The 22868-nt window shown below is 61.9% G+C and carries 20 protein-coding genes; 14 read left to right on the top strand and 6 right to left on the bottom strand.

What is annotated here, in order from left to right:
- Positions 1-45: 45 nt before the first annotated feature.
- Both dctP and ACGYLI_RS08015 read right to left on the bottom strand, forming a co-directional pair.
- Positions 46-1056, bottom strand: a complete 1011-nt coding sequence (gene dctP, locus ACGYLI_RS08020) for a TRAP transporter substrate-binding protein DctP (protein WP_394418642.1) — start codon at positions 1054-1056, stop codon at positions 46-48.
- 137 nt (positions 1057-1193) lie between these two features.
- Complete coding sequence (locus ACGYLI_RS08015) at positions 1194-2570, bottom strand: PLP-dependent aminotransferase family protein (RefSeq protein WP_394418640.1); 1377 nt, start codon at positions 2568-2570, stop codon at positions 1194-1196.
- Between the two features lie 22 nt (positions 2571-2592).
- Here ACGYLI_RS08015 and ACGYLI_RS08010 point away from each other — a divergent pair, with 22 nt between their 5' ends.
- The 5 genes from ACGYLI_RS08010 to ACGYLI_RS07990 all read left to right on the top strand — a co-directional run bounded on the left by ACGYLI_RS08010 (position 2593) and on the right by ACGYLI_RS07990 (position 7775).
- Entirely contained in the window at positions 2593-3126 is a 534-nt protein-coding gene (locus ACGYLI_RS08010) for an Lrp/AsnC family transcriptional regulator (RefSeq protein ID WP_394418638.1), read from the top strand.
- A 128-nt stretch (positions 3127-3254) separates the two neighbouring features.
- Positions 3255-4739 carry an NAD-dependent succinate-semialdehyde dehydrogenase gene (locus ACGYLI_RS08005; protein ID WP_394418636.1) on the top strand — a complete coding sequence of 495 codons (1485 nt, stop codon included), beginning with the start codon at positions 3255-3257 and terminating at the stop codon, positions 4737-4739.
- A 48-nt stretch (positions 4740-4787) separates the two neighbouring features.
- Entirely contained in the window at positions 4788-6158 is a 1371-nt protein-coding gene (locus ACGYLI_RS08000) for an aspartate aminotransferase family protein (RefSeq protein ID WP_271692586.1), read from the top strand.
- A gap of 289 nt (positions 6159-6447) precedes the next feature.
- On the top strand, positions 6448-7419 hold the full coding sequence (locus ACGYLI_RS07995; protein ID WP_168612990.1) for a PleD family two-component system response regulator: 972 nt from the start codon (positions 6448-6450) through the stop codon (positions 7417-7419).
- Positions 7416-7775, top strand: coding sequence for an Hpt domain-containing protein (locus ACGYLI_RS07990; protein ID WP_394418634.1), 360 nt, complete (start codon positions 7416-7418; stop codon positions 7773-7775). The genes ACGYLI_RS07995 and ACGYLI_RS07990 overlap by 4 nt, the downstream gene beginning before the upstream one ends.
- Positions 7776-7863: 88 nt before the next feature.
- Here the strand turns inward: ACGYLI_RS07990 and ACGYLI_RS07985 are convergent, their stop codons facing one another.
- From ACGYLI_RS07985 to ACGYLI_RS07975, 3 genes are all read right to left on the bottom strand, one after another.
- A complete protein-coding gene (locus ACGYLI_RS07985) occupies positions 7864-8235 on the bottom strand; it encodes a response regulator (protein ID WP_067261066.1) in 372 nt (123 codons plus the stop codon).
- A gap of 12 nt (positions 8236-8247) precedes the next feature.
- On the bottom strand, positions 8248-9687 hold the full coding sequence (locus tag ACGYLI_RS07980) for an ATP-binding protein (RefSeq protein ID WP_394418632.1): 1440 nt from the start codon (positions 9685-9687) through the stop codon (positions 8248-8250).
- A gap of 366 nt (positions 9688-10053) precedes the next feature.
- Positions 10054-13107 (bottom strand): CHASE domain-containing protein, encoded by a 3054-nt coding sequence (locus tag ACGYLI_RS07975; protein ID WP_394418630.1) that lies wholly within the window; start codon positions 13105-13107, stop codon positions 10054-10056.
- Between ACGYLI_RS07975 and ACGYLI_RS07970 the strand changes: the two genes are divergently transcribed.
- The 3 genes from ACGYLI_RS07970 (at position 13102) to ACGYLI_RS07960 (ending at position 16118) form a co-directional block, all read left to right on the top strand.
- Positions 13102-13311 carry a hypothetical protein gene (locus ACGYLI_RS07970; protein WP_394418628.1) on the top strand — a complete coding sequence of 70 codons (210 nt, stop codon included), beginning with the start codon at positions 13102-13104 and terminating at the stop codon, positions 13309-13311. The genes ACGYLI_RS07975 and ACGYLI_RS07970 overlap by 6 nt on opposite strands.
- 224 nt (positions 13312-13535) lie before the next feature.
- Positions 13536-15149: a GMC family oxidoreductase gene (locus tag ACGYLI_RS07965; RefSeq protein WP_394418626.1), complete on the top strand. Its 1614-nt coding sequence runs from the start codon at positions 13536-13538 to the stop codon at positions 15147-15149.
- 3 nt (positions 15150-15152) lie between these two features.
- Positions 15153-16118, top strand: a complete 966-nt coding sequence (locus ACGYLI_RS07960) for an NAD(P)H-dependent flavin oxidoreductase (protein WP_394418624.1) — start codon at positions 15153-15155, stop codon at positions 16116-16118.
- Positions 16119-16144: 26 nt separating this feature from the next.
- On the opposite strand, the gene ACGYLI_RS07955 is transcribed toward ACGYLI_RS07960, so the two are convergent.
- Positions 16145-17008, bottom strand: a complete 864-nt coding sequence (locus tag ACGYLI_RS07955; RefSeq protein WP_394418622.1) for an LOG family protein — start codon at positions 17006-17008, stop codon at positions 16145-16147.
- Positions 17009-17181: 173 nt separating this feature from the next.
- Here ACGYLI_RS07955 and dapD point away from each other — a divergent pair, with 173 nt between their 5' ends.
- The 6 genes from dapD to rnr all read left to right on the top strand — a co-directional run bounded on the left by dapD (position 17182) and on the right by rnr (position 22850).
- Positions 17182-18009 carry a 2,3,4,5-tetrahydropyridine-2,6-dicarboxylate N-succinyltransferase gene (gene dapD / locus ACGYLI_RS07950; RefSeq protein WP_067261075.1) on the top strand — a complete coding sequence of 276 codons (828 nt, stop codon included), beginning with the start codon at positions 17182-17184 and terminating at the stop codon, positions 18007-18009.
- Positions 18010-18066: 57 nt separating this feature from the next.
- Positions 18067-18321, top strand: coding sequence for a GlsB/YeaQ/YmgE family stress response membrane protein (locus ACGYLI_RS07945; RefSeq protein WP_067261077.1), 255 nt, complete (start codon positions 18067-18069; stop codon positions 18319-18321).
- A 74-nt stretch (positions 18322-18395) separates the two neighbouring features.
- Positions 18396-18734, top strand: a complete 339-nt coding sequence (locus ACGYLI_RS07940; RefSeq protein WP_067261079.1) for a hypothetical protein — start codon at positions 18396-18398, stop codon at positions 18732-18734.
- A gap of 101 nt (positions 18735-18835) precedes the next feature.
- On the top strand, positions 18836-19981 hold the full coding sequence (gene dapE / locus ACGYLI_RS07935; RefSeq protein WP_394418620.1) for a succinyl-diaminopimelate desuccinylase: 1146 nt from the start codon (positions 18836-18838) through the stop codon (positions 19979-19981).
- The gene (locus ACGYLI_RS07930; protein ID WP_394418618.1) at positions 19978-20547 is read left to right on the top strand and encodes a TIGR04282 family arsenosugar biosynthesis glycosyltransferase; all 570 of its coding nucleotides are present in this window, start codon (positions 19978-19980) and stop codon (positions 20545-20547) included. Before dapE ends, ACGYLI_RS07930 begins: the two co-directional genes overlap by 4 nt.
- Before the next feature lie 32 nt (positions 20548-20579).
- Positions 20580-22850 (top strand): ribonuclease R, encoded by a 2271-nt coding sequence (gene rnr, locus ACGYLI_RS07925; protein ID WP_394418616.1) that lies wholly within the window; start codon positions 20580-20582, stop codon positions 22848-22850.
- Positions 22851-22868: the final 18 nt, after the last annotated feature.

Genomic DNA, 22868 nt, shown 5'->3' with positions numbered 1-22868 from the left:
AAAATAAGGTCACCCCCCGGCGATGCCGGAGGGTGAGAAAGGTATTTACTTGACGGCTTCAAGGTCTGCCTTGAATTGCTCAAGGATTTCCTTGCCGCTGTCGCCTGTCATTTCGATGAAGGCTTCTTCGACCGATGCGGCCTTGTCTTTGAAGGGCTGACGCTCTTCTTCGGACAGGATGTTGATCTGCATGTCGGGCTTCGCCTTGGCGATGTTGTCCAGCGATTTCTGCTGCAGGCCGGACTGGTATTCGAGGATATAATCGAATGCCGCGTCAGAGGCGTTCTGAACCACCTCTTTGTCCGCGTCGGACAGGCCGTCGTAGAAATCCTTGTTGGCCATCACAGCGGTGGTGAAGTTGTTGTGGCCGATGCAGGTGATGACCTCGGTCACCTCATACATCTTGGTGGATTCCAGATAGAAGCCGGGGTTTTCCTGACCTTGGATGATGCCGGTCTGCATCGCGCCATAGACTTCGCCCCATGGCAGCGGTGTCGGCGTGGCACCAAAGGCTTTGTAGCTTTCGACCAAGAGCGGGTTGGTCATGACGCGGAACTTGACCTCGTTAAGGTCTTCGGGCGTTTTGACCGGCTCTTGCGTGGTCATGCAAACGTCACCCTCGGGGAACATCTTGAGCAGTTCCAGACCCTGCTCTGCATAAAGCTCGGGGAACATTTCGTTGATGGCCTTGGAGGTGCGGAAGAACTCGAACAGTTCCTCGTCGTCCTGCGGCAGCAGGTAGGGCACGAAGAAGACCTGCGCCTCGGGGATCAGCGCGCCGGTGAAGCCGGGGGATTGGTCCACGAACTGAAGGATGCCGGCCTGCGCCTGTTCCATCGTGTCAACGGATTCACCCAATGTGCCATAGGGGAAAAGCTGCACTTCGTGGTCGGAGTTCGCTTCGACCTCTTCCTTGAATTTCTGGGCGTATTTGCCCTGCACCTCGTCCAGTGCCTCTTCAAATGCATAGCGCCACGTGTCGGCGGAGGCCGCGCCTGCGACGCTTGTCACGGCTGCGAGGATACCCCCGGTGATAACGGTCTTGAAATTAGCCATCTGTCTCCCTTTCATTTATTGCCCGCGCAGCACAAAGGCCGCAGCGAAACTAATGTCCTGACTGGTAGATCATTTAAACCGATCCCAATCATGTCAATGTGAATATTGATCCATGACAATTTGAGACGCTCTCACAGTCATTCCGCCCCACCCCTGTTGCGTAATCTTGCATCGATCATGCGAATCCCCCGGGCGAATTCGGGAAAGGATTGCCCCCCGATCGAGACGCGAAGCCCCGGGTGGCGGTCTGGTGGGCCGATGGCGAAACTGGCCCCATTGGCCACGGCGACCCCGCTTTCGCGGATGGATTTGACCAGTTCGGCCTCTTCGTAAATATTATGACAAGGCAGCCAGAGGTGCAGCCCGTTCGAACTGGTCCGCATGTCGAGGCCGCGAAACACATTGGCGGCGAAATCGGCGCGGTCGCGCAGGGCCAATTGCTGACGGTTGAGCAGGGTTTCGGCAGTGCCTTCTTCGATCCAGCGGCCGGCGATCTCGGTCATCATATTGGTGGCCATCCAACTGGTCACCATATGCCGGTTGGCCGCCGAGGCGCAGAGGTGATCCGGCACCACAAGATAGCCGACCCGTAGCCCCGGCAGCAGGCATTTGGTGAGGCTGGTGAAATAGAGCACCCGTTCCGGGGCCATTGCGGCCATTGGCGGCGGCGGCGCGTCTTGCAGCGGCCCCCATGATTGGTTCTCGATGATCAGCAGGTCATGGCGTCTTGCCACCTCGATCACCGCGGCGCGGCGGCTTTCGGTCATGGTAAAGGCCAGCGGATTGGCGCCATTGGGGATCAGGTAGACGGCCTTCACCGGCTCTTTCGCGCAGATCCGCTCCAGCGCTTCGGGGCAGATGCCGCCCGCGTCGACGGTCACCCCTTGCAGGCGGATGCCCAAAAAACGGGCGAGGGGGCGCAGGGTGTGATGGCCGATGTCTTCGCTGACGACCAGATCGCCCGGTTGCGCCGCTGTCATCATTGCCACGGTCATCGCGCTGGTGCTGCCGTTGGTGGGGATCACCGCCATCCCCTCCAGATCTAGCCCGCAGAGCGAGAGCCAGCGCCGCACTGCGCTGCTACTGTCCCCGGCGCGGAGGTCTTGGCGAAACCCGCCCATCATCGCGCGGGGCAGGGAGCGGGCCATGGCGCGGAGCGTCTTTTGCATCGCCTCTTCATGGGCGTGATCCAGCACAGGTTTCAGGATCGACATATCCAACAGCCGCCCGGCGGCCTTGCGGCTGACGAAGGGCATGGAGATCTCATCGCTCGCCGCGCGCACGAAAGTGCCGCGCCCGACCTCACCGACGATCTTGCCCGCCTCGACCAGCTTATCATAGGCGCGGCTGACGGTCTGCACGCTCAGCGACAGGTCAAAGGCCATCTGGCGCTGCGTCGGCAGGCGGTCTCCGGGTTTGAGCACGCCGTTCTGTATTGCCGTTTCAATCGCCTGAACGAGTGAACGATAGGCAGGGCGGGTCAGGGATCCGGGGTCTGGGCGCCATTTTGTCATGATCTGGATGATCACCACAATCATGACAATTGACAAGTCCGGCATGCGCTCGCATGAAGCGGATATGAGCTTTGTCAAACTCGATAAGCGCGATATCGCGGTGCTGTCGATCCTCTCTCGCGAGGGGCGCATCGCTAAATCCGCGCTTGCCGACAAGGTTAATCTTAGTCCCACCGCCTGCGGCGAACGGCTGGCGCGGTTGGAGTCTGCGGGCATCATCACCGGCTATCAGGCCCATGTCGCCCTGCGCCGCATCGCGCCGCATGTCACCGTCTTTGTGCAGGCCGAATTGGGCAATCACCGGGCCGAGGCATTCCAGCGGTTCGAGGCCGTGATCGCGCAGCATGATGAGATCGTGCAGTGCTGGGCCTTGGGCGGCGGCTTTGACTATCTGCTACAGGTCGTCACCCGCGATATCGACAGCTATCAACGTCTGATGGACGCGCTGTTGGATCAGCAGGCCGGGCTGAGCCGCTACTTTACCTATGTCGTCACCAAATCGGTTAAATCGGCACCGTTGCCGCTGTCGCTGCTGCTGCCCGAGGGCGAAAGCTGAGCCGCCGTAGTTTTTCCGGCGGGCCGGGGGCTGCGCCGCAAAACCTCCTGCCGATCGGCTGATATTCGGACAAACCCGCGCCGCATCCTGCCTTACCTTCGGGGCAATTCATCCCAAGGAGGTGCCCAATGACCAAGATGATCCCAACCCCCGCCGATGGTCTGCCCGCGTTGACGCGGGGCGCGCTGGCCCGCCACTTTGCCTATGTCGATGGCGCATGGGTCGCGGGGGCGCAGAGCGATGATTTCAACGTGACCGATCCGGCCAGCGGCGCAGTGCTGGGCGCGGTGGCCAAGCTTAGCGCCGAGGACAGCCGCGGCGCGGTGGATGCCGCCCATGCTGCCTTTCCCCATTGGTCGGGCCTTCTGCCGCAAGAGCGCGGCGCGATCCTGCGGCGCTGGCGCGACCTGATGCTGGAGAACCGCGAGGATCTGGCGCGGATCATGACCGCCGAACAGGGCAAACCCATCTCGGAATCGCGCGGCGAGATCGACTATGCGGCCTCCTTCTTTGAGTTCTATTCCGAAGAGGCCCGCCGCCCGAATATCGAAGGCGTCACCTCGCATCTGCCAGATGCCGAGGTGGAAATCTGGCGCGAGCCGGTGGGCGTGGCCGCGCTGATCACGCCGTGGAACTTCCCCTCTGCCATGCTGACCCGCAAGGCGGGGGCGGCGCTGGCGGCGGGCTGCACCGTGGTGGCGCATCCTTCGGCAGAAACGCCCTTCTCAGCGCTGGCGCTGGCCGAATTGGGCGAACAGGCAGGGCTGCCCAAAGGGGTGTTCAACGTCGTCACCGGCGAGGCGCCCGAGATCGTGAAACCGTGGATGGAGGACACCCGCGTGCGGGCCATCTCTTTCACCGGGTCCACAGAGATTGGCAAGCTACTGTACCGTCAGGCATCGGACAGCGTGAAACGTCTGGTGCTGGAGCTCGGCGGCCATGCACCTTTCATCATGTTCGATGATGCCGATATGGACCGCGCCGTCGAAGAGGCGATCAAGGCCAAGTTCGCCACCTCCGGTCAGGACTGCCTCGGCGCGAACCGCTTCTTCATTGCCCGCGACAGCTATGCCACCTTCTGCGCGCGGTTCACCGCCGCGACCGAAGCGCTCACCGTCGGCATCGGCGCGGATGACCCCGACATCGGCCCGTTGATGAACGAAAAGGCCGTGGCCAAACAAGAGGAACACGTCAAAGATGCGCTTGACCGTGGGGCGCGGCTGCTTTGTGGTGGCAAACGTCATGCGGCGGGGCCGCTGTTCTTTGAACCAACGGTGCTGGCGGATGTGCCTGCGGATGCACTGATCATGCGCGAAGAGACTTTTGGCCCTGTGGCCGCCATCGCGGCCTTCGACAGCGAGGATGAGGCGATCCAGCGGGCCAATGACACGGAGTATGGTTTGGTGGCCTATGTCCACAGCCAAGACCCGCGCCGCATCTACCGTGCCAGCCGGGCGCTCAGTTTCGGCATGGTGGCGGTGAACCGCACCAAGGTGACCGGCGCGCCGATCCCCTTTGGCGGCACGAAACAATCGGGGATCGGGCGCGAGGGATCGCGGCTGGGGCTCGAAGCCTTTACGGAAGTCAAATACGTCTGCCGTGACTGGGCCTAAGATTTAAAAGATACGGCGCAAAGCCGCGCCGGAAGAAAGGAAAGACCAATGCTGAAGAACGATATGCTCGAACAATGGGACCGTGAGAATTTCTTTCACCCCTCCACCCATCTGGCGCAGCACGCCCGCGGCGAAAGCCCGACCCGTGTGATCAAGACCGCCAAAGGCAGCCATATCACCGACCGTGACGGCAACGAATTGCTCGACGCTTTCGCGGGCCTCTACTGCGTGAACGTCGGCTATGGCCGCACCGAGATTGCCGAGGCGATTGCCGAGCAGGCGCATGAACTGGCCTATTATCACTCCTACGTCGGCCATGGCACTGAGGCGAGCATCACCCTGTCCAAGATGATTCTCGACCGCGCGCCCGAAGGCATGAGCAAGGTTTATTTCGGCCTTGGTGGCTCGGACGCGAATGAGACCAACGTCAAGCTGATCTGGTACTACAACAACATCCTTGGCCGCCCCGAGAAGAAAAAGATCATCTCGCGCTGGCGTGGCTATCACGGCTCGGGTCTGGTGACCGGCTCGCTGACCGGGTTGGAGCTGTTTCACAAGAAATTCGACCTGCCGCTGGCACAGGTGGTCCACACCGACGCGCCCTATTACTACCGCCGCCCTGACGCCAATATGAGCGAAGCGGAGTTCACCGCCCATCTGGTGGGCGAGTTGGAAGCGCTGATCGAACGCGAAGGGGCCGACACCATCGCCGCCTTCATCGGGGAGCCGGTTCTGGGTACCGGGGGCATCGTGCCCCCGCCCGAGGGCTATTGGGCCGCCGTGCAAGAGGTGCTGAACAAGCATGACATCCTGCTGGTCGCGGATGAGGTCGTCACCGGCTTTGGCCGTCTGGGGTCGATGTTCGGCTCGGATCACTACGGGATGAAGCCTGACCTGATCACCATCGCCAAGGGGCTGACCTCGGCCTATGCGCCGCTGTCGGGCTCCATCGTGGGCGACAAGATGTGGAAGGTGCTGGAGCAGGGCACCGATGAAAACGGCCCCATCGGGCACGGCTGGACATATTCGGCCCATCCCATCGGCGCGGCTGCGGGGATCGCGAACCTCAAGCTGATCGACGATCTGAAGCTGATCGAGAATGCCTCGGACGTGGGCGGCTATCTGAATGCCCAGATGAAGGCGGCATTGGGCGATCACCCCAAGGTGGGCGACATCCGGGGCGAAGGCATGCTCTGCGCCGTGGAGCTGGTCGAAGACCGCGATGGCCGCACGCCCTTTGATCCGGCGCGCAAAGTGGTGCCGACCATCGTCGGCGATATGGTCAAGGCCGGTGTCATCGCCCGCGCCATGCCCCAAGGCGACATCATCGGTTTCGCGCCGCCCTTCTGCCTGACCCGCGAAGAAGCGGACAAGGTCGTGGGGGTCACCGCCGACGCGATCAAGGCGACCTTAGGCTAAGGCTCAAATCTGCGAGACACTTGAGCGGCCCGGCGGAAACGTCGGGCCGTTTGCATTGGAGGGAATCACACTCCGCGAGAGGTGCTGCAGCTAGACCGATCAGAAATGAAAAAACGGTAAACAGGGCCGTTCATCGGGCCAAATTCCCCCGATATGGAAACAGTGCCCCGGTTTGTCGCCTATTTACTAAGAATTCGCCAAAATTAGGCCACAGTTCCCAGAGAAATTAGGAGAAAGCAGCGGTCCGTCCAGTTTGGGGCCCAAAGTTTTTTATCTGTGGAGAGATGTAATGAGAATTCTGGCGGTGGATGACGATCCGATTATCCTCGAATTGCTTGGGCAATTTGTAGAGATCATCGGCGCGCATGACCTGACGACCGCCCCATCGGCTCTGCATGCGGTTGATATGTTGGGCGATCCCAATCTCGGGCCGATTGATTGCTTCATGCTTGATATTCAGATGCCGGGCATGGATGGGATCGAACTGGCGCAGCACATCCGCAATTCGGCGCGCCATGCCGATACGCCGATCTTGATGCTCACCGCGATGTCCGACAAACGCTATATCGACGCCGCCTTTGCCGCCGGGGCGACCGACTATGTGACCAAGCCTTTCGAGATTGCCGAACTGAAAGCCCGCATCGGGCTGGTCGAAGGCATGGTGAAAGAGCGTCAGCAGCGGACCAAGAAGATTTTCGCCGCCAAGACCATCGCCGATCAGGCGACGCATATGGAGCTGTTCGAGCCGGTCCCGATCTATGACGTGGACAATGTGATCGACTATACCGCGATGGAGAACTACGTCGCCCAACTGTCGCGCAGCGCGCTTTTCGGCTCCACCGCCTTCGCCTTCACCATCCGCGAGGTCGATGCGTTCCACGCGACGATGACCTCTTTCGAGTTCTATAGCCTTGTCTCAGATGTGGCCGAAATCCTGTCCGATACGCTCGTCGATCATCAGGTGCTGATGTCCTACGCGGGCAATGGCACTTTCGTATGCGTTACGGAGAGCGGCTGGCGCCCGAATATGGGCGGTTTGATGGATGCGGTTAACTTTGAGTTGTCTCAAACCGAATTGTTCGACAATAATGGCGAGCGTGTTCACCCGCGTGTCAGCGCGGGAGAGGCCGTGCGGCTGATCTGGAAGAGCGGCAATTCCGTCATGGATGCGCTGGCGCAGGCCCATGCGAGTGCAGAAGCCGCCAGTGAGGCGCATACGAGATCGCTCAATGATTTTTGGCAGAATGATCAACAAGCATGACTAAAATGTTAGCGGAACTTCCCGGCATAGAGCGCATCAGACAGCGCTTTGTCGAAATGCTGGACGAGCGTCAGACGCTGATCGCAACCCATGGTCTGGCCGCCTGGGACGGGACCACCGTGGACGAGATCAAAGGCAATCTTGCCAGCGCGCAGGCCATTCTGCACCAGATCGCGGGCAGCGCCGGGTCGCTCGGCTTCGAAGAGTTGGGCCGTCTGGCACGCAAATGCGAAACGCAGATTGTCGAGCATCTGGCCGGGCCGCGCGCCAATCACGCGGATTGCCCGATCGAGATCATCTCGGAACTGGATGGGTTCGTCGCCCATTGCCGTCAGGAAATCGACGCCAACGCCTAAGGGCGCGGCGACCGGTATTGAGCCGGACCAAACTTACTGACAATTTATCGAAAACCCGCCCGCAAGGGCAGGCCAAAGGCAAGTCGGCTTAGCCTGCCTGCATTGCCGCCTTGACCTGATCCGCCAGCGAGATCGGATCGAAGGGTTTGCTGATCACGTCAGCCGCCCCCAGATCACGAAGCTCTTCGATCTCATTATGCTGGGCGCGGGCGGTCATGAAGATCGCGGGCACGTCGCGCAGGCTTTCCATCTCGCGCATCTTCTCAAGCGTCTGGCGACCGGTCATGCCGGGCATCATCATATCGAGCAGGATCACATCGGGCGTGTAGGACTGAACCTGATTCAGCGCCGCTTCCCCGGTCTCGCATTGGACGACGTCGAAATCGCCGCTTAGCTCAAGCGCCATCAGCGCGATTTCACGAATATCGGCGTCATCCTCGACGTGCAGCAGTTTGATCATTCCATACTCTCTCTAGGAGGCTTCGCGCAGCAACGCGGCCGGTTCCTCTGCCGCTACCTGAGAATTTTTCTTCGGCAGGGTAAAGTAAAATGTCGTACCAAATCCCTCACGGCTGTCAAAACCTATTTTACCGCCGAGATTCTCGACGATGGCTTTGCAAACGCTAAGGCCCAGCCCGGTGCCGCCTTTGTCGGCCCGGTTGGAATTGGACAGATCGGCAAACCGCTGGAACACCTTGTGCTGCTCGGAAGCCGGAATGCCGGGGCCACGGTCCGCCACGGAGATGCGCAATTCGTCGTCATTCTCTTCGGCGCGGATGGTCACACGCTCCCCAGGTTTGGAGAATTTGGCCGCGTTCGACAGGAAGTTCGTCAGCACTTGAATGACCCGGTTCGGATCCGTGGTCACTGTCTGCAGGTCGTCGGTGCCTTCGACCTGAATGCGCACGCCGTGGCGCTGCTCAAGCGAGGCGTTGGCGGCGCTGGTCTCATGAAGCAGCTCGGCGATGTCGACTTCCTCAAGATTGAATTCCAGCCGCCCGTTGGCGATTTTCTCAAGATCGAGGATGTCGTTGATGATCAGCACAAGCCGGTCGGCGTTCCGGTGAGAGATCTCCAGCAAGGCACGCGCCTTGCTGGGCAATTCGCCCGCCGCCCGCGACAAGAGCAGCCCCATGGAGCCTTTGATCGAAGTCAGGGGCGAACGTAGCTCGTGACTGACCATTGAGATGAACTCCGACTTCATCCGCTCTTCATTGATGATATCCGAAATGTCATGCAGCATGATCAGGAACCGCCCCGCCGCCCCGCCGGTGGGCAGTAGCTTGATCGTAACTTGGAAATGGTTGCCAAACAGTTGCGTGTCGAACTGCGTCATCGCTTTGCCCGACTTTTTCAGCGCGCGGCAGGCGTCCAGCAGGGCCGGGTTGTCGCTTTCCTCGGTCAGGGTTTCGAGCGTTTGCGTGCGGTAGCTGTCCTTGCTCCAGCCGGTGCGGCTCATGGCGACGCGGTTCATATAGCTGAACCGCTCTGTCTCGGCGTCGACGATCCAGATGTCATCGCGCAACTCATAGAGCGTTTCCGCCGTGTCGCGTTCGGCCAAAAGTTCGTTGGCATGGGTCACATCGGTACGGGCCGAGATCGACCCGGCCCAAGCGCCCTTTTTGTCGAAAAGTGGCATCACAGTGCACTGCGTCTGGATCACCCGGCCATCGGCGCAACGCAGCGGGGTTTCGCCCTGCCACGTCTTGCCAGCCATCAGGGTGGCACGGATCTCTTCGGCAAGTTCGCGAAACTCTTCTTGGTAAAGCATCGACACAGGCTGGCCGATCAATTGATCGCGGGTGTAGCCTGTCAGTTCGATGAAACGGTCGTTGACCTGTTCCAGCATCCCGCCCGTATCAACGATATTCACAATGGCATGGCTGTCGAACGCCTTAAGCCTTTGTTCCATATCTGAATTATCGGCAGGAGACTGCGGGTTTGCTTGCAATGCGGTCGCGGCAAAGGGCGTGAGACCCGCCAGAATGATCGCACCGACGACGGGGATAACCTCCCCCATTTGGCCCGCGAAAATTGCGGATGTTGCGGTGTACCAGCTGCCGGAAATGGCAGTGCCCAGAAAAAATGTGGCGGCGGTACGCTTGGTAAATGGCTTTGACGACACTTGGAATTCCTCGCCCCGAAGCGGACATGCTTAAAACTATAGCATGACTTGTGCATTGTAATTTAATCAAAATGCCAGAGCATATTGGCAATAATATGGCATGTCGCACTTTAGCGTCACTCCGCTGAAATGCCACGGTTTATAATGCGCCGGTTAAGAGGCGCGGGCGGTTGTCCCCGTAATTGAGTTGACCACCGAGCTGATCCCGCTCCGTGATTTGACAAGGTTGATCCCCACGCGGGGGTCGGGTTCGCGGTTGTTGTCCGCGGAAAGGCTGATGATCTTGGCCGCGGGATGCAGGCGGGTGATATCTTCCAACAAAGAGCGTGCATCGCCGTCGGGCAGGGACCAATCAAGGATCACGACGTCGAGTTCATCCTGGCCGATCAACTTCCGCGCTTGGGCAAGGTTGGTGACATTAGTCACCTCCGCCACGCTGTCCAACCCGGTGCGGATCACCTCGGCAAAGTCGATGTCGTCTTCGATATGCAGCACGCGCAGCTTGGTGTCCCGCTCCTCTGCTTCCACGTCGGGGCTGGCGGGCGTTTGCGCGGTCTGCGCCTCGGCGATGGGGCAGGTGAACCAAAAGACGGTGACGCCGTTGGGGATGCTTTCAAATCCGATGGTGCCGCCTTGGCGCTTGATGATCTGCCGCGTGATGTTGAGCCCCAGCCCGGTGCCGCCCTTGGCTCGGGTGTCGGAGCCATCAGCCTGCGAGAAAGCCTGAAAGATGCGCGGGCGGAAGTTTTCCGGTACGCCGGGGCCGGTGTTCTGGATAAAGACGATGGCCCGGTCCCCCAGCCGCTCGGCGCGGATTTGCACCTCGCTCTCGGCATCGGAGTATTTGCAGGCGTTCGAGATTAGATTGGCCAGCACCTGCCGGGTGCGGCTTTCATCCACCCGAACCGTCAGCGGCTTGTCGGGCAGTTGCAGGCCCAAGGTGTTGTTATGGGTGATCGCAAAGGGCGACATTTCGTTGACCGAGTCGGTGATCACCTTGTTCAGATCGACATCATGGAAGTCGAACTGCACTTCGCCCGATGAAATCTTCTCAAGGTCAAGAATGTCGTTCACGATATGCGACAGGCGGTCGGCATTGCTGCGGGCGATGTCGATCAGCCGGATATGCGCGGGGAGAAATCGGTTGTTGTCCGTGGTGTCGATCAGCCCCAAAGCGCCTTTGATCGAGGTCAGCGGCGTGCGCAGCTCATGGCTGACGGTCGAGACGAACTCGCTCTTGATCTGTTCCAGCTTCTTTTGGTCGGTGATGTCGTTGATTTGAACGATAAAGACATAGCCGCGGGCGTTCTTGTCATAGGTCCAAGAGACGTTGAACAGGCCCCAGCGTTCATAGCCCAGCTTGTGGGTGATGCGGTATTCGGCCTGATAGGTCTGCGAACTGCGGGAATCGACCAGCCCGCGCACCTCACCGTAGAGCTTTTGCAGATCGCCCTCGGGCATCAGATCGCCCAGTTTGGTGTTCGACAAAAGCTCTTCTTCGCTATAGCCGCAAAGGGTGCAAAGCGCGCTGTTGACGCTGTTGAACACGCCGCCTTCGCCCAAGATCGCCATGCCCACCGGGGCCGCGGCCAGCACTTGGCGAAACCGCCGCTCGCTGGTTTCAAGCGCGTTGCGGGCGTGGACGATGTCGGTCACATCGGTCTGGGTGCCGACCATCCGTAGGGCGGTGCCGTTCTCATCGCGTTCGGTCACCACCGCGTCAGAGCGCATCCAGCGCCACTCACCGGTGCCGATCTTCAGCCGGTACTCGGTAACGGAACGTTGTTGCTGCCCCGAGATACAGGCCTGATCGGTCTGGGTCAGCAGAGGCAGGTCATCGGGGTGAACGCGTTTGAGGAATTCCCCCTGCGGGTCGGGCAGCCGCTCGAAATCCGCCATCCCCAGAATGCGCCGCCATGTGTCGGACACCTCGGATTTGCCGGTGCGCAGGTCGATGTCGAAAACCCCGATCTGCGCGCCTTCGAGGGCGAGGTCATAGAGCGCCTTGTTCCGCGCCAGCTCATCCTGCACCGCCAGTTCCGAGGTCAGGTCACGCACGATTGCGGTCACCCGCCGTTCGCCGGTGTGGGTGGTCCAATTGTTGCGTTGCAGATTAAGCTTGAGGTCTTGGCCAAAGCAGGTCTTGCCCGCCGCGTTGACCTGTTCGTGGTCGTGATCCTCAACCAGATCGGTGACGAGTTCGCCAAACTCCATCCCCTTGAGCGCCTCATGCCCATAGCCAAAGCAGACCAGCGCCGCTTGGTTGGCAAAGAGCACCCGGTCATTGCTGTCGAGCAAGAAGATGGGCGTCACCGCGTTTTCGATAACGGCGCGGTTTTCCTCTTCATGGGCGTCGATCTGGCGTTCGCGCAGCACGGCAAGCTCGCTCAGTGCGGCGCTGCGCTGGCGCAGGCTGCGGAAGGCCACGAAGAACAGGATCGCCAGCAGGATGCCGGAAACCAGCAGGATTTCCGGCACGGCACTATGGGTGGCGCGGTCAAAGCTGGCGGTGCTGACATGGACAACGGTCCAGGGGCGGCCAAAGCGTTCGATGGTCTGGGTGATGCTGTGGTGGCCGGTGGCGATGCCTTCGGGCGTGCTGTCGAAAATCCGGTTTTCGGGGGCCGTGGTCAGCCCATCGTAGACTTGAATGTCATAGGACTCTCCCTGAGCTGGGGTCAGCCCGGACAGCAGGTTGGCCCCGACAAAGGGCGCATAGACCCAACCGATGAAACCGGCGGTCTCCTGCGCCGGGCTGTTGTCGGCGGCAAAGACCGGGCGCAGCAGCAGGAAGCCGGGCTGGCGCGTCTTGTCCTGCACCAGCAGGATGCGCGGGGTGAGCTTCGGCTCTCGCGTCTCGCGGGCGCGCAGGGCGGCGCGGCGGCGGTCTTCGTTAAAGCTGATATCAAGGCCCACGGCCTCTGCATTCGGCCCTTGGGGGTAGATATACTGGATCACCATCTTCTCGGCATTGCCGGTGTCGGGGTGAATCCGGAAATCCTCGATCCCGAGGGCGGTGACCTTTTCGATGAACGCCTCTTCGGTGCCTCTGGCGACGGGGGCAACAAAACCGATGCCGTTGATGCCGGGCAGGAAGCTGTCGATCTCCAGCGTATCGACATAATGCGCGAAATCGCTGGCCGTCACCTCGTCAGAGGCGTTCATGAAGGCGGCGATGCCATTGAGGCTTTGCAGATAGGTATGCATTCGCGCATCAAGGCTTTTCAGGCTTTCCTCGGCGATGCGATCAAAGGCCCGGTCGGCGGCGGCATCATTGCTGCGACTGCTGTAGAGGAACACCCCAAAGGTGATGGCAAGGCATCCGAGAAAGAGTATGAATTCGGGTCGCCGCACCAGTTCAAGCCTTTGTTTCTGGCCACCAAATGGCGGCAAAATTTTTCCCCGAAATGAACGTCGCGCATCGCGGGGGGGGGTATGTCCAATCCGGTCATATTCACCCATGGGTCGAAAAAATCAACAAACGGATTCGCCGCGCATGCAAAGCGCGGTGAATGTGGCTTTGCGGCAAAGGCCGCGGGAGGCCGCGCGATTTACGACAGGGATTGTGACCCGTCACCGCGCGCTCTACCAATGACGGGCCGGGGAGGCGGGACAGAATATCGGGAGAGAGCAGCATGAACGATGAGACGCAGCTAGAGGGCCGCTATGACTATATCATTGTCGGTGCGGGCACCGCGGGCTGTGTCTTGGCCAACCGTCTCAGCGCCGATCGGGCCAATCGGGTTCTGCTGCTCGAAGCCGGGGGGGATGACAACTATCACTGGGTAAAGGTTCCGGTGGGGTATCTTTACTGTATCGGCAATCCGCGCACGGATTGGATGATGAAAACCGCGCCTGAGGCGGGGTTGAACGGGCGCTCTTTGGCCTATCCGCGGGGCAAGGTGCTGGGCGGCTGCTCTTCGGTGAACGGCATGATTTACATGCGCGGGCAGGCGGCGGACTATGACCATTGGCGGCAACTGGGCAATGCCGGGTGGAGCTGGGACGACGTGCTGCCCTATTTCCTGAAATCCGAGGATCACCATGCGGGCGGCAGCGACATGCACCGCGCGGGGGGCGAGTGGAAGGTCAGCAAGCAGCGCCTGCGGTGGGATATTCTGGAGGCCGTGCAAGACGGCGCGCGGGAGTTCGGGATCGAGCCGCGGGCCGATTTCAACGATGGCAACAATGAAGGTTCGGGCTTTTTCGAGGTGAACCAGAAGGGCGGGGTGCGCTGGAACACGGCGCGCGGTTTCCTGCGCCCGGCGATGAAGCGCCCCAACCTGCGGGTGATCACCCATGCGCATACCGATGGGTTGGTCTTGGACGGCAAGCGTGTGACCGGCGTGCGTTTCACCCATAAGGGCCGCGCGATGCGCGCCGAGGTCGAGGGCGAAGTGTTGCTTTCAGCGGGGGCGATCAATTCGCCCAAGATCCTTGAGCTGTCGGGGATCGGGCAAGGTGTCCTTTTGAGCGGCATGGGGATCAACACGCTGCACGATCTGCCCGGCGTTGGGGAGAACCTTCAGGATCATTTGCAAATCCGCACTGTCTACAAGGTGCAGAACACCAAAACGCTCAACACGATGACCCATTCGATTTGGGGGAAGGGCCGGATGGGGCTGGAATACCTCCTGCGCCGCAGCGGTCCCTTGGCGATGGCGCCCAGCCAGTTCGGCATGTTCACCAAGTCCGACCCCGCGCTTGAGACGCCGGATCTGGAGTATCACGTGCAACCCCTGTCGACCGACAAGCTGGGGGATCCGCTGCACCCTTTCCCCGCGATCACCGTCTCGGTCTGTAACCTGCGGCCCGAAAGCATCGGCAGTTGCCATCTGACCAGCCGCGACAGCGCGGTGCAGCCCGATATCCGGCTGAACTATCTTTCTGCCGAGAATGACAAACGCGTGGCGGTCACGGCGATGAAACAGGCGCGTCACATCATGACGGCCAGGGCGCTGAACCCCTATGCGCCCGAGGAAATCCTGCCCGGCCCCGCCGTGCAGAGCGACGAAGACCTGCTCGACAAGGCGCGCGACATCGCCACGACGATTTTCCACCCCGTCGGCACCTGCAAGATGGGAAGCGATCCGATGGCGGTGGTCGATAGCGATCTGCGGGTGCATGGCTTAGGCGGTCTGCGCGTGGTGGACGCGTCGATCATGCCCAAGATCGTCTCGGGCAACACGGCGTCGCCGACGGTGATGATCGCCGAAAAGGCCGCTGATGCCATTCTGGCGGGGCGGTAGGCGATGCTGATCACGCGGCTGACCAAACGGCTGGGGATCGACCACCCGATTATCCAAGCGCCGATGGCCTTCGCCGCAGGCGGGCGGCTCGCGGCGGCGGTCTCAGGCGCGGGTGGTTTGGGGATGATCGGCGGGGCTTATGATGCCGGCGATTGGATCGCCGAGCAGATGGATGTGGCGGGTAACCAATCGGTCGGCTGCGGTTTCATCACTTGGAAACTGCGCGAGCATCCGCAGGCGCTGGAACAAGCGCTCGACCGTGATCCCTCGGCGATCTTTCTTTCCTTCGGCGACCCGGCAGAGTTCCTCCCCGCGATCCGCGCGGCAAAGGTGCCGTTGATCTGTCAGGTGCAAACCCTGCGCGATGCCGCCCATGCGATTGATCTGGGGGCCGAGATCATCGTCGCCCAAGGGGCCGAGGCTGGCGGCCACGGCGAGAAACGCGCGACCTTTACCCTCGTGCCCGAAGTCGCGGATCACATCGCCCGCCATGCGCCCGAGGTGCTGCTCTGCGCCGCAGGCGGCGTCGCGGATGGGCGCGGGTTGGCGGCGGCGCTGATGCTGGGGGCCGACGGTGTGGTCGTCGGCTCGCGCTTCTGGGCCTCGGAAGAGGCGCTGGTGCATCCCGCGATGCGAGAGGCCGCGCTCAAGGCCAGCGGCGACGACACGCTGCGGAGCACCGTGACGGACATCATGCGCGGCTATGATTGGCCCAAACGCTATACGGGCCGTGTCTTGCGCAACGATTTCACCGACCGCTGGCATGACGACCCCGACGGGTTGCGCGCCGCGCTGGCGGAAGAGTTGCCGCACTGGCAGGCGGCGGTGGCCGCGGGGGATGCTCGCACTGCCAACGCCTTTGTCGGAGAGGTGGCGGGGCTGATCGGTACGGTCAGTCCCGCCGCCGATATCCTGCGCGATATCGTCCAAGGGGCCGAAACGGCCTTGGGCCAGACCTTTACCCGGTGACGGGTCTGGGGGCGGGTCAAGGCGGCTTAGCCGTGATCTTCGACCTCTTCGCGGCCCGGCACATGTTCGCGGGCGGGGGCGGTCTCCCAATTCTCGATCACCTCCATCGCCTCATCCGCGCTTTCGACAAAGCGGAACAGGTCGAGGTCTTCGGCTGAGATCGTGCCCGCATCGGCCAGCGCGTCCCAGTTGATGATCTTTTCCCAGAACTCACGGCCAAACAGCAAGAAGGGCACCCGGTTCATGCGGCCCGTTTGGATCAGCGTCAGCGCCTCAAAGAGTTCGTCCATCGTGCCGAAACCGCCGGGGAAGACGCAGATCGCGCGGGCGCGCATCAGGAAGTGCATCTTGCGGATCGCGAAATAGTGGAAGTTAAAGCAAAGCTCCGGCGTGACATATTCGTTAGGCGCCTGCTCGAACGGCAGTACGATGTTGAGGCCGATGGAATGGCCGCCCGCGTCCAGTGCGCCGCGGTTGCCCGCCTCCATCACACCCGGCCCGCCGCCGGTGACGATGACATTCTCGGTGCCGCCGCTTTCCATCGACTTTTCGGTCATCAGCCGGGCAAAGGTGCGCGTCTCGTCATAAAAACGCGACAGGTCGGCCAGCGTTTTGGTCCGGGCGGTGTGTTTCTCGGCCGGTTCGGGAATGCGCGCCCCGCCAAAGAGCACGATGGTCGATTGGATGCCATGGGTGTCCAGCAGCAGTTCGGGTTTGAGAAGCTCCAGTTGCAGGCGCACCGGGCGCAGCTCATCGCGGCACATGAAGTCATCGTCGGTAAAGGCCAGACGATAGGCAGGCGCGCGGGTTTGCGGCGTGTCGGGGGCGTCTTGGGCTTTGGCGCGGTCCACATTGGCACGGCGCAGGGGGTGGCGGTGTTCGTCGGTCATCCTCGGGTCTTTCCTTGGTCTGGGGCTTGGCTCAGGTGGCGCGATGGCCGCTTAGGTCAAGATGCCCTGTTGTTCGGCGAATGACCACGCCCCTCATCGCCCGGCAATTGCACCCTAGGCAGTGCAAGGCTATAGCCCTCAAAAGGCCTTTTCATCATTCGGAGACTTGCCCCATGTCCAACGCCCAACTTGAAACCGCCATCGAAGCCGCTTGGGATACCCGCGATCAGATCACATCCGCCACCACTGGCGAAGTGCGCGACGCCATCGAAGAGACGCTGAACGCGCTCGACAGCGGCAAGCTGCGCGTGGCGGAAAAGCAGGACGACGGTCAGTGGCACGTCAATCAGTGGGCCAAGAAGGCCGTGCTGCTGGGCTTCCGCATCAAGGACATGGAACATCAAGAAGGCGGCCCACAGGGTGCCGGCTGGTGGGACAAGGTCGACAGCAAGTTCAAAGGCTGGGGCGATGCCGAGTGGAAAGAGGCCGGTTTCCGCGCCGTGCCGAACTGCGTCGTGCGCCGCTCGGCCTATATCGCGCCGGGCGTGGTGCTGATGCCGTCTTTCGTGAACATCGGCGCCTATGTCGACTCTGGCACCATGGTTGACACATGGGCCACCGTCGGTTCCTGCGCGCAGATCGGTAAGAACGTGCACCTTTCCGGCGGCGTCGGCATCGGCGGCGTGTTGGAGCCGATGCAGGCGGGCCCCACCATCATCGAAGACAATTGCTTCATCGGCGCACGGTCGGAAGTCGTCGAAGGCTGCATCGTGCGCGAAGGCTCGGTGCTGGGCATGGGCGTCTTCATCGGCCAGTCGACCAAGATCGTCGACCGCGAGACCGGCGAGATCATGTATGGCGAAGTGCCCGCAGGTTCGGTCGTCGTGGCGGGCACCATGCCGTCGAAGAACAACGTGAACCTCTACTGCGCCGTGATCGTGAAACGGGTGGACGCCAAGACCCGCTCCAAAACCTCGATCAACGAGCTGCTGCGCGACTGATCGGAACCAAATACCCCGTCACGGCGTTGAGACCTGAATTTGAAGGAGATTGACGACATGACGGGTATCGGTTGGTTTGCCGCAATCATCGTGGGTGGCCTTGCGGGCTGGATCGCGGAAAAGATCATGAAATCGGACATGGGTCTGATCATGAACATCATCCTCGGCATTCTGGGTGCCTTGGTCGCGAACTGGCTCTTGATGCTGATCGTCGGCAGCACGCTGGGCGGTTGGTTCGGTCAGTTGGTGGTGGGTGTCATCGGTGCCTGCCTGCTGATCTGGGTCACACGGATGGTCCGCGGCAAGACTTAAGGGCAGGGGCGCGGCCCCTTTTCAAATCCAAGTGAAAAGGTTAGGGCTGCCGAAAGCAATCGGCGGCCCTTATCATGTCTGAACCCAAGAAAACCAAGAAACCTTCGCGCCAGCAGGTCTTTACCCTTTTGGTTCAGATCGGCCGCAAGGACGGTGACGGTCTGCCCGACAAGGCCACCGGTGCTGCGCTGATGTGTTTCGCCTCCGGCATTGATGAGGCCGAAGCCGTGCGCGAGACGGTGGCGATCCTCAAACAGGCCGATACCAACCCGCTTGATGTGACGGGTTACGGCACGCTGGAAGAGCGCGAAGCCGAGGGTCAGGAGATCGACGCCGAGGAGCGCGCCCTGATGCAGCGCGCGCTCGAGGAAAACTCGGTCATCGTCGCGCAAATGACCCCGTTTTACGACTGACCCGCGCCCCACACGGGGAATTGCAATGCGCCCCCTTGGCATTGGCGCGATTTGCCCACACAAGTTACCGGACAAGCGATAACCCCTGAAAAGGAGCCGATATGTCCGGTCTCGACCCTGTTGATCTCACCGCGAAACTGGTGCGCTGCGCCTCTGTCACCCCCGCGAACGATGGGGCGCTGGAAGTGCTCGAAGAGGTGTTGGGCGCGGCGGGTTTCGACTGTACGCGCGTCGACCGGGGCGGCATCTGCAACCTCTTTGCCCGCTGGGGCAACAAGGGCAACACCAAGTCCTTTGGCTTCAACGGTCATACCGATGTCGTGCCCATCGGGGATGAGGCGGATTGGTCGATGCCCCCCTTCGGGGCCGAGATCAAGGACGGCATCATGTATGGCCGCGGTACCACGGATATGAAATCGGGCGTGGCGGCTTTCGTCGCAGCGGCGGTGGATTTCGTGAAGGACACGCCGCCCGACGGCTCCATCGTGCTGGCGATCACCGGGGATGAAGAGGGCGATGCCCTCGACGGGACCACGGCGCTCTTGGACTACATGACGGAGAACGGCGAGCGGATGGATGTCTGCCTTGTGGGGGAGCCGACTTGCCCCGAGACCATGGGCGATATGATCAAGATCGGGCGGCGCGGCTCGATGAACGCGCATTTCAAGGTGACGGGCAAACAGGGCCATGCGGCCTATCCGCACCGCGCGAACAACCCGCTGCCCGCGATGGTGCGGCTGATGGATCGTCTGGCCAGCCATGAGTTGGATCAGGGCAGCGATCACTTCGACCCTTCGACGCTGGCCGTGGTCACCGTGGATACTGGCAACAAGGCAACCAATGTGATCCCGGCGCAATGCCGCGGCGCGGTCAACATCCGGTTTAATGACCACCATTCGGGCGCGAGCCTCAGCGACTGGCTGCGGGGCGAGGCGGATAAGATCGCCGAGGAATTCGGCCTGCAAGTGGATGTAGAGATCAAGATCTCCGGCGAGAGTTTCATCACCCCGCCGGGCGCCCTGTCCGATCTGGTCGCGGGCGCGGTTGAGGCTGAGACGGGCGTGCAGCCCGAGCTTTCCACCACCGGCGGCACTTCGGACGCGCGTTTCGTCAAGGCGCATTGCCCGGTGGTGGAGTTCGGTCTGGTGGGCCAGTCCATGCACCAAGTTGATGAGCATGTCCGGGTCGAACATATCGAACAGCTCAAATCCATCTACGGGCGCGTGCTGCGGAATTATTTCACGTGAAACCAACGCTTATCGTCATGGTGAAAGAGCCGCGTCCCGGTCGGGTGAAAACCCGTCTGGGCCGCGACATGGGCATGGTCGGCGCGGCTTGGTGGTTTCGCCATCAGACCCGCCGCCTGTTGCGTCGGATCGAAGACCCGCGCTGGCAGGTGGTGCTGGCCGTGGCCCCGGACGTGGAAGGGCTGCAAAGCCGTATCTGGCCCGCGCATCTGCCGCGCTGGCCGCAGGGCAGGGGCAATCTGGGCGACCGGATGGCGCGGATGTTGCGCAGCGCGCCGGGGCCTGCTTGTGTGATCGGGGCGGACATTCCGGGCATCAACCGCAAGGAACTGGCGCGGGCATTCGATGCGCTTGGCAACCATGACGCGGTGTTTGGCCCGGCGCCAGATGGCGGCTATTGGCTCGTGGGGCTAAAACATCCCCGCCGCGCGCCGCCCAGCCTGTTTGACGGGGTGCGCTGGTCCGGCCCGCATGCGCTGGCTGACAGCCGCGCGACCCTGCCGGGCTACCGCATCGCCGAAGTCTCTACCCTGCGCGACGTGGACGAAATTCACGATTTGCCATGACGACAGGGGGGCTGCGTGCTACCTGCTGAGGTATGAGCAAGATACCCAGCAAATCCGAGATCCTCGACTGGATCGAACAGAACCCCACGCTGACCGCCAAGCGCGACATCGCCAAAGCCTTTGGCATCAAAGGCGCGGCGCGGATCGACCTGAAGCGCGTGCTGAAAGAGCTGGAGGCCGAGGGCCATCTGGAAAAGCGCAAGCGCAGCTATCAGGATCCCGACCGCCTGCCGCCGGTCTCGGTCTTGCTGGTCACGGGGCCGGACAGCGATGGCGATTTGTTTGCCAAGCCGATGGAGTGGCATGGCGAGGGGAAAGAACCCATCGTGCTGCTGATCCCGCGCGAGAGTGACCCGGCGCTTGGCGAAGGTGACCGCATTCTGGCGCGGCTGACGCTGGTGAAAGGCGAAGATCACCACTATGAGGCCCGGCTCATTCGTCGCATCGGCTCCAACCCGCGCAAGGTGCTGGGCATCTTCCGCAAAGCGGCCGAAGGCGGGCGGATCGTCCCGATCGACAAGGGCACGGACCGCGAATGGCGCGTCGGTGCCGACCATACCCATGGCGCGAAAGACGGGGAGCTGGTTGAGGCCGAACAGGCCGGGCCGAAGGCGCGCATGGGCTCCCCCCGCGCACGCATCGTCGAACGGTTGGGCGACCCGTCCGAGCCGCGCGCCGTCTCGCTCATCGCGATCCACCAGCATGGCATCCCCGACGACTTCCCCGACGATGTGATCGCACAGGCCGATGCCGCCAAGCCGCAGGGGCTGAAGGGCCGCGAAGACCTGCGCGACCTGCCGCTGGTCACCATCGATCCGTCCGATGCGCGCGACCATGACGACGCCTGCTATGCCCATGCCGACGATGACCCGAAGAACGAGGGTGGCCATGTGCTCTGGGTCGCCATCGCCGACGTCGCCGCCTATGTGACCCCCGGTTCCGCGCTGGACCGCGAGGCGCGCAAGCGCGGCAACTCGACCTATTTCCCTGACCGCGTGGTGCCGATGCTGCCGGATCGGCTCTCGGGTGATCTGTGCTCATTGCACGAGGGCGTGCCGCGCGCCTGTATCGCCGTGCGCATGGTGCTGGACGCCAAGGGCAACAAGATCGGCCATACGTTCCACCGTGGCCTCATGCGCTCGCCCGCGTCGTTGCATTACGAAGAGGTGCAGGACGCCATCGACGGCAATCCGAACGACCGCACCGGCCCGCTGTTGGAGCCGGTGTTGAAGCCGCTTTACGCCGCCTATGACGCGCTGAAGACCGCCCGCGCCGAGCGGCAGCCGCTGGAGTTGGACCTGCCCGAGCGCCGCATCGAATTGGGCGAGGATGGCAAGGTAAAGTCGGTAAACTTCCGCGAAAGGCTCGACGCGCATAAGCTGATCGAAGAGTTCATGGTCTTGGCCAATGTCGCCGCGGCCGAGACGCTGATCAAAAAGAAAACCCCGCTGCTGTTCCGCATCCACGAGGAACCCTCGCCGGAGAAGCTCGAGTCCCTGCGTGAAACCGCACAGGCGGCGGGTTTCACGCTGGCCAAGGGGCAGGTGCTGCAGACCGCGCACCTCAACCGCCTGCTGGATCAGGCGGCGGGGACCAATGACGCGGAGCTGATCAATCTCAGCACCCTACGCTCGATGACGCAGGCCTATTATGGCCCGGCGCATATCGGGCACTTCGGCCTCGCGCTGCGCTCCTACGCGCATTTCACCTCGCCCATTCGCCGCTATGCCGACCTTATCGTGCACCGCGCGCTGATCACGGCGCATGGCTGGGGCAAGGATGGGCTAACGCCCGAAGAGATCGAGGGGCTGGAGCAGACCGGCGCGCATATCTCCGACACCGAGCGCCGCTCGATGGTGGCCGAGCGTGACACGACCGACCGCTACCTCGCGGCTTTCCTGTCGGAGCGTGTCGGCAATGAGTTCACCGGGCGCATCAGCGGCATTGCGCGTTTTGGTGCTTTCGTGAAGCTGGACGAGACCGGCGCGGATGGACTGGTGCCGATGCGCTCGCTCGGGCGGGAGTATTTCCATCACGACGCCGAGGCGCAGACGCTGATGGGCTCGGACACCGGCATTACAATCGGCCTTGGCCAGCGTGTCACTGTGCGGCTGGCAGAGGCGGTCCCCGTGACCGGGGGCATTGCGCTGGAATTGCTTGAGATCGAAGACCAAAAGGTCAAACAGGGCGGGGGTGGTGGCCGCCGCAGCCCGGCGGGCCGTAGCAAGCCGCGCGGCAAGGCCGTGAAGGCCAAGCGCAAGAAGGACAAAATCAAACGCAAAGTGACCCGCACCCGCCGCTGAGGCGGCAAACCGGCGGAG

Source organism: Sulfitobacter sp. 1A13421 (genome assembly GCF_043557285.1).
Lineage (GTDB): Bacteria > Pseudomonadota > Alphaproteobacteria > Rhodobacterales > Rhodobacteraceae > Sulfitobacter > Sulfitobacter faviae.
The sequence above is the reverse complement of the archived record's forward strand: the minus strand, read 5'-3'. Positions and strand labels throughout refer to the sequence as shown.

Coding starts and splice junctions, on each gene's coding strand:
- ACGYLI_RS07980 (WP_394418632.1), bottom strand. CDS start 9,687: ATGGAACAAAGGCTTAAGGCGTTCGACAGCCATGCCATTGTGAATATC.
- dapD (WP_067261075.1), top strand. CDS start 17,182: ATGTCCAACGCCCAACTTGAAACCGCCATCGAAGCCGCTTGGGATACC.
- ACGYLI_RS08015 (WP_394418640.1), bottom strand. CDS start 2,570: ATGACAAAATGGCGCCCAGACCCCGGATCCCTGACCCGCCCTGCCTAT.
- ACGYLI_RS07975 (WP_394418630.1), bottom strand. CDS start 13,107: ATGCATACCTATCTGCAAAGCCTCAATGGCATCGCCGCCTTCATGAAC.
- ACGYLI_RS07940 (WP_067261079.1), top strand. CDS start 18,396: ATGTCTGAACCCAAGAAAACCAAGAAACCTTCGCGCCAGCAGGTCTTT.
- ACGYLI_RS07990 (WP_394418634.1), top strand. CDS start 7,416: ATGACTAAAATGTTAGCGGAACTTCCCGGCATAGAGCGCATCAGACAG.
- ACGYLI_RS08005 (WP_394418636.1), top strand. CDS start 3,255: ATGACCAAGATGATCCCAACCCCCGCCGATGGTCTGCCCGCGTTGACG.
- rnr (WP_394418616.1), top strand. CDS start 20,580: ATGAGCAAGATACCCAGCAAATCCGAGATCCTCGACTGGATCGAACAG.
- dapE (WP_394418620.1), top strand. CDS start 18,836: ATGTCCGGTCTCGACCCTGTTGATCTCACCGCGAAACTGGTGCGCTGC.
- dctP (WP_394418642.1), bottom strand. CDS start 1,056: ATGGCTAATTTCAAGACCGTTATCACCGGGGGTATCCTCGCAGCCGTG.
- ACGYLI_RS07995 (WP_168612990.1), top strand. CDS start 6,448: ATGAGAATTCTGGCGGTGGATGACGATCCGATTATCCTCGAATTGCTT.
- ACGYLI_RS08010 (WP_394418638.1), top strand. CDS start 2,593: ATGACAATTGACAAGTCCGGCATGCGCTCGCATGAAGCGGATATGAGC.
- ACGYLI_RS07965 (WP_394418626.1), top strand. CDS start 13,536: ATGAACGATGAGACGCAGCTAGAGGGCCGCTATGACTATATCATTGTC.
- ACGYLI_RS07970 (WP_394418628.1), top strand. CDS start 13,102: ATGCATTCGCGCATCAAGGCTTTTCAGGCTTTCCTCGGCGATGCGATC.
- ACGYLI_RS07955 (WP_394418622.1), bottom strand. CDS start 17,008: ATGACCGACGAACACCGCCACCCCCTGCGCCGTGCCAATGTGGACCGC.
- ACGYLI_RS07960 (WP_394418624.1), top strand. CDS start 15,153: ATGCTGATCACGCGGCTGACCAAACGGCTGGGGATCGACCACCCGATT.
- ACGYLI_RS07945 (WP_067261077.1), top strand. CDS start 18,067: ATGACGGGTATCGGTTGGTTTGCCGCAATCATCGTGGGTGGCCTTGCG.
- ACGYLI_RS08000 (WP_271692586.1), top strand. CDS start 4,788: ATGCTGAAGAACGATATGCTCGAACAATGGGACCGTGAGAATTTCTTT.
- ACGYLI_RS07985 (WP_067261066.1), bottom strand. CDS start 8,235: ATGATCAAACTGCTGCACGTCGAGGATGACGCCGATATTCGTGAAATC.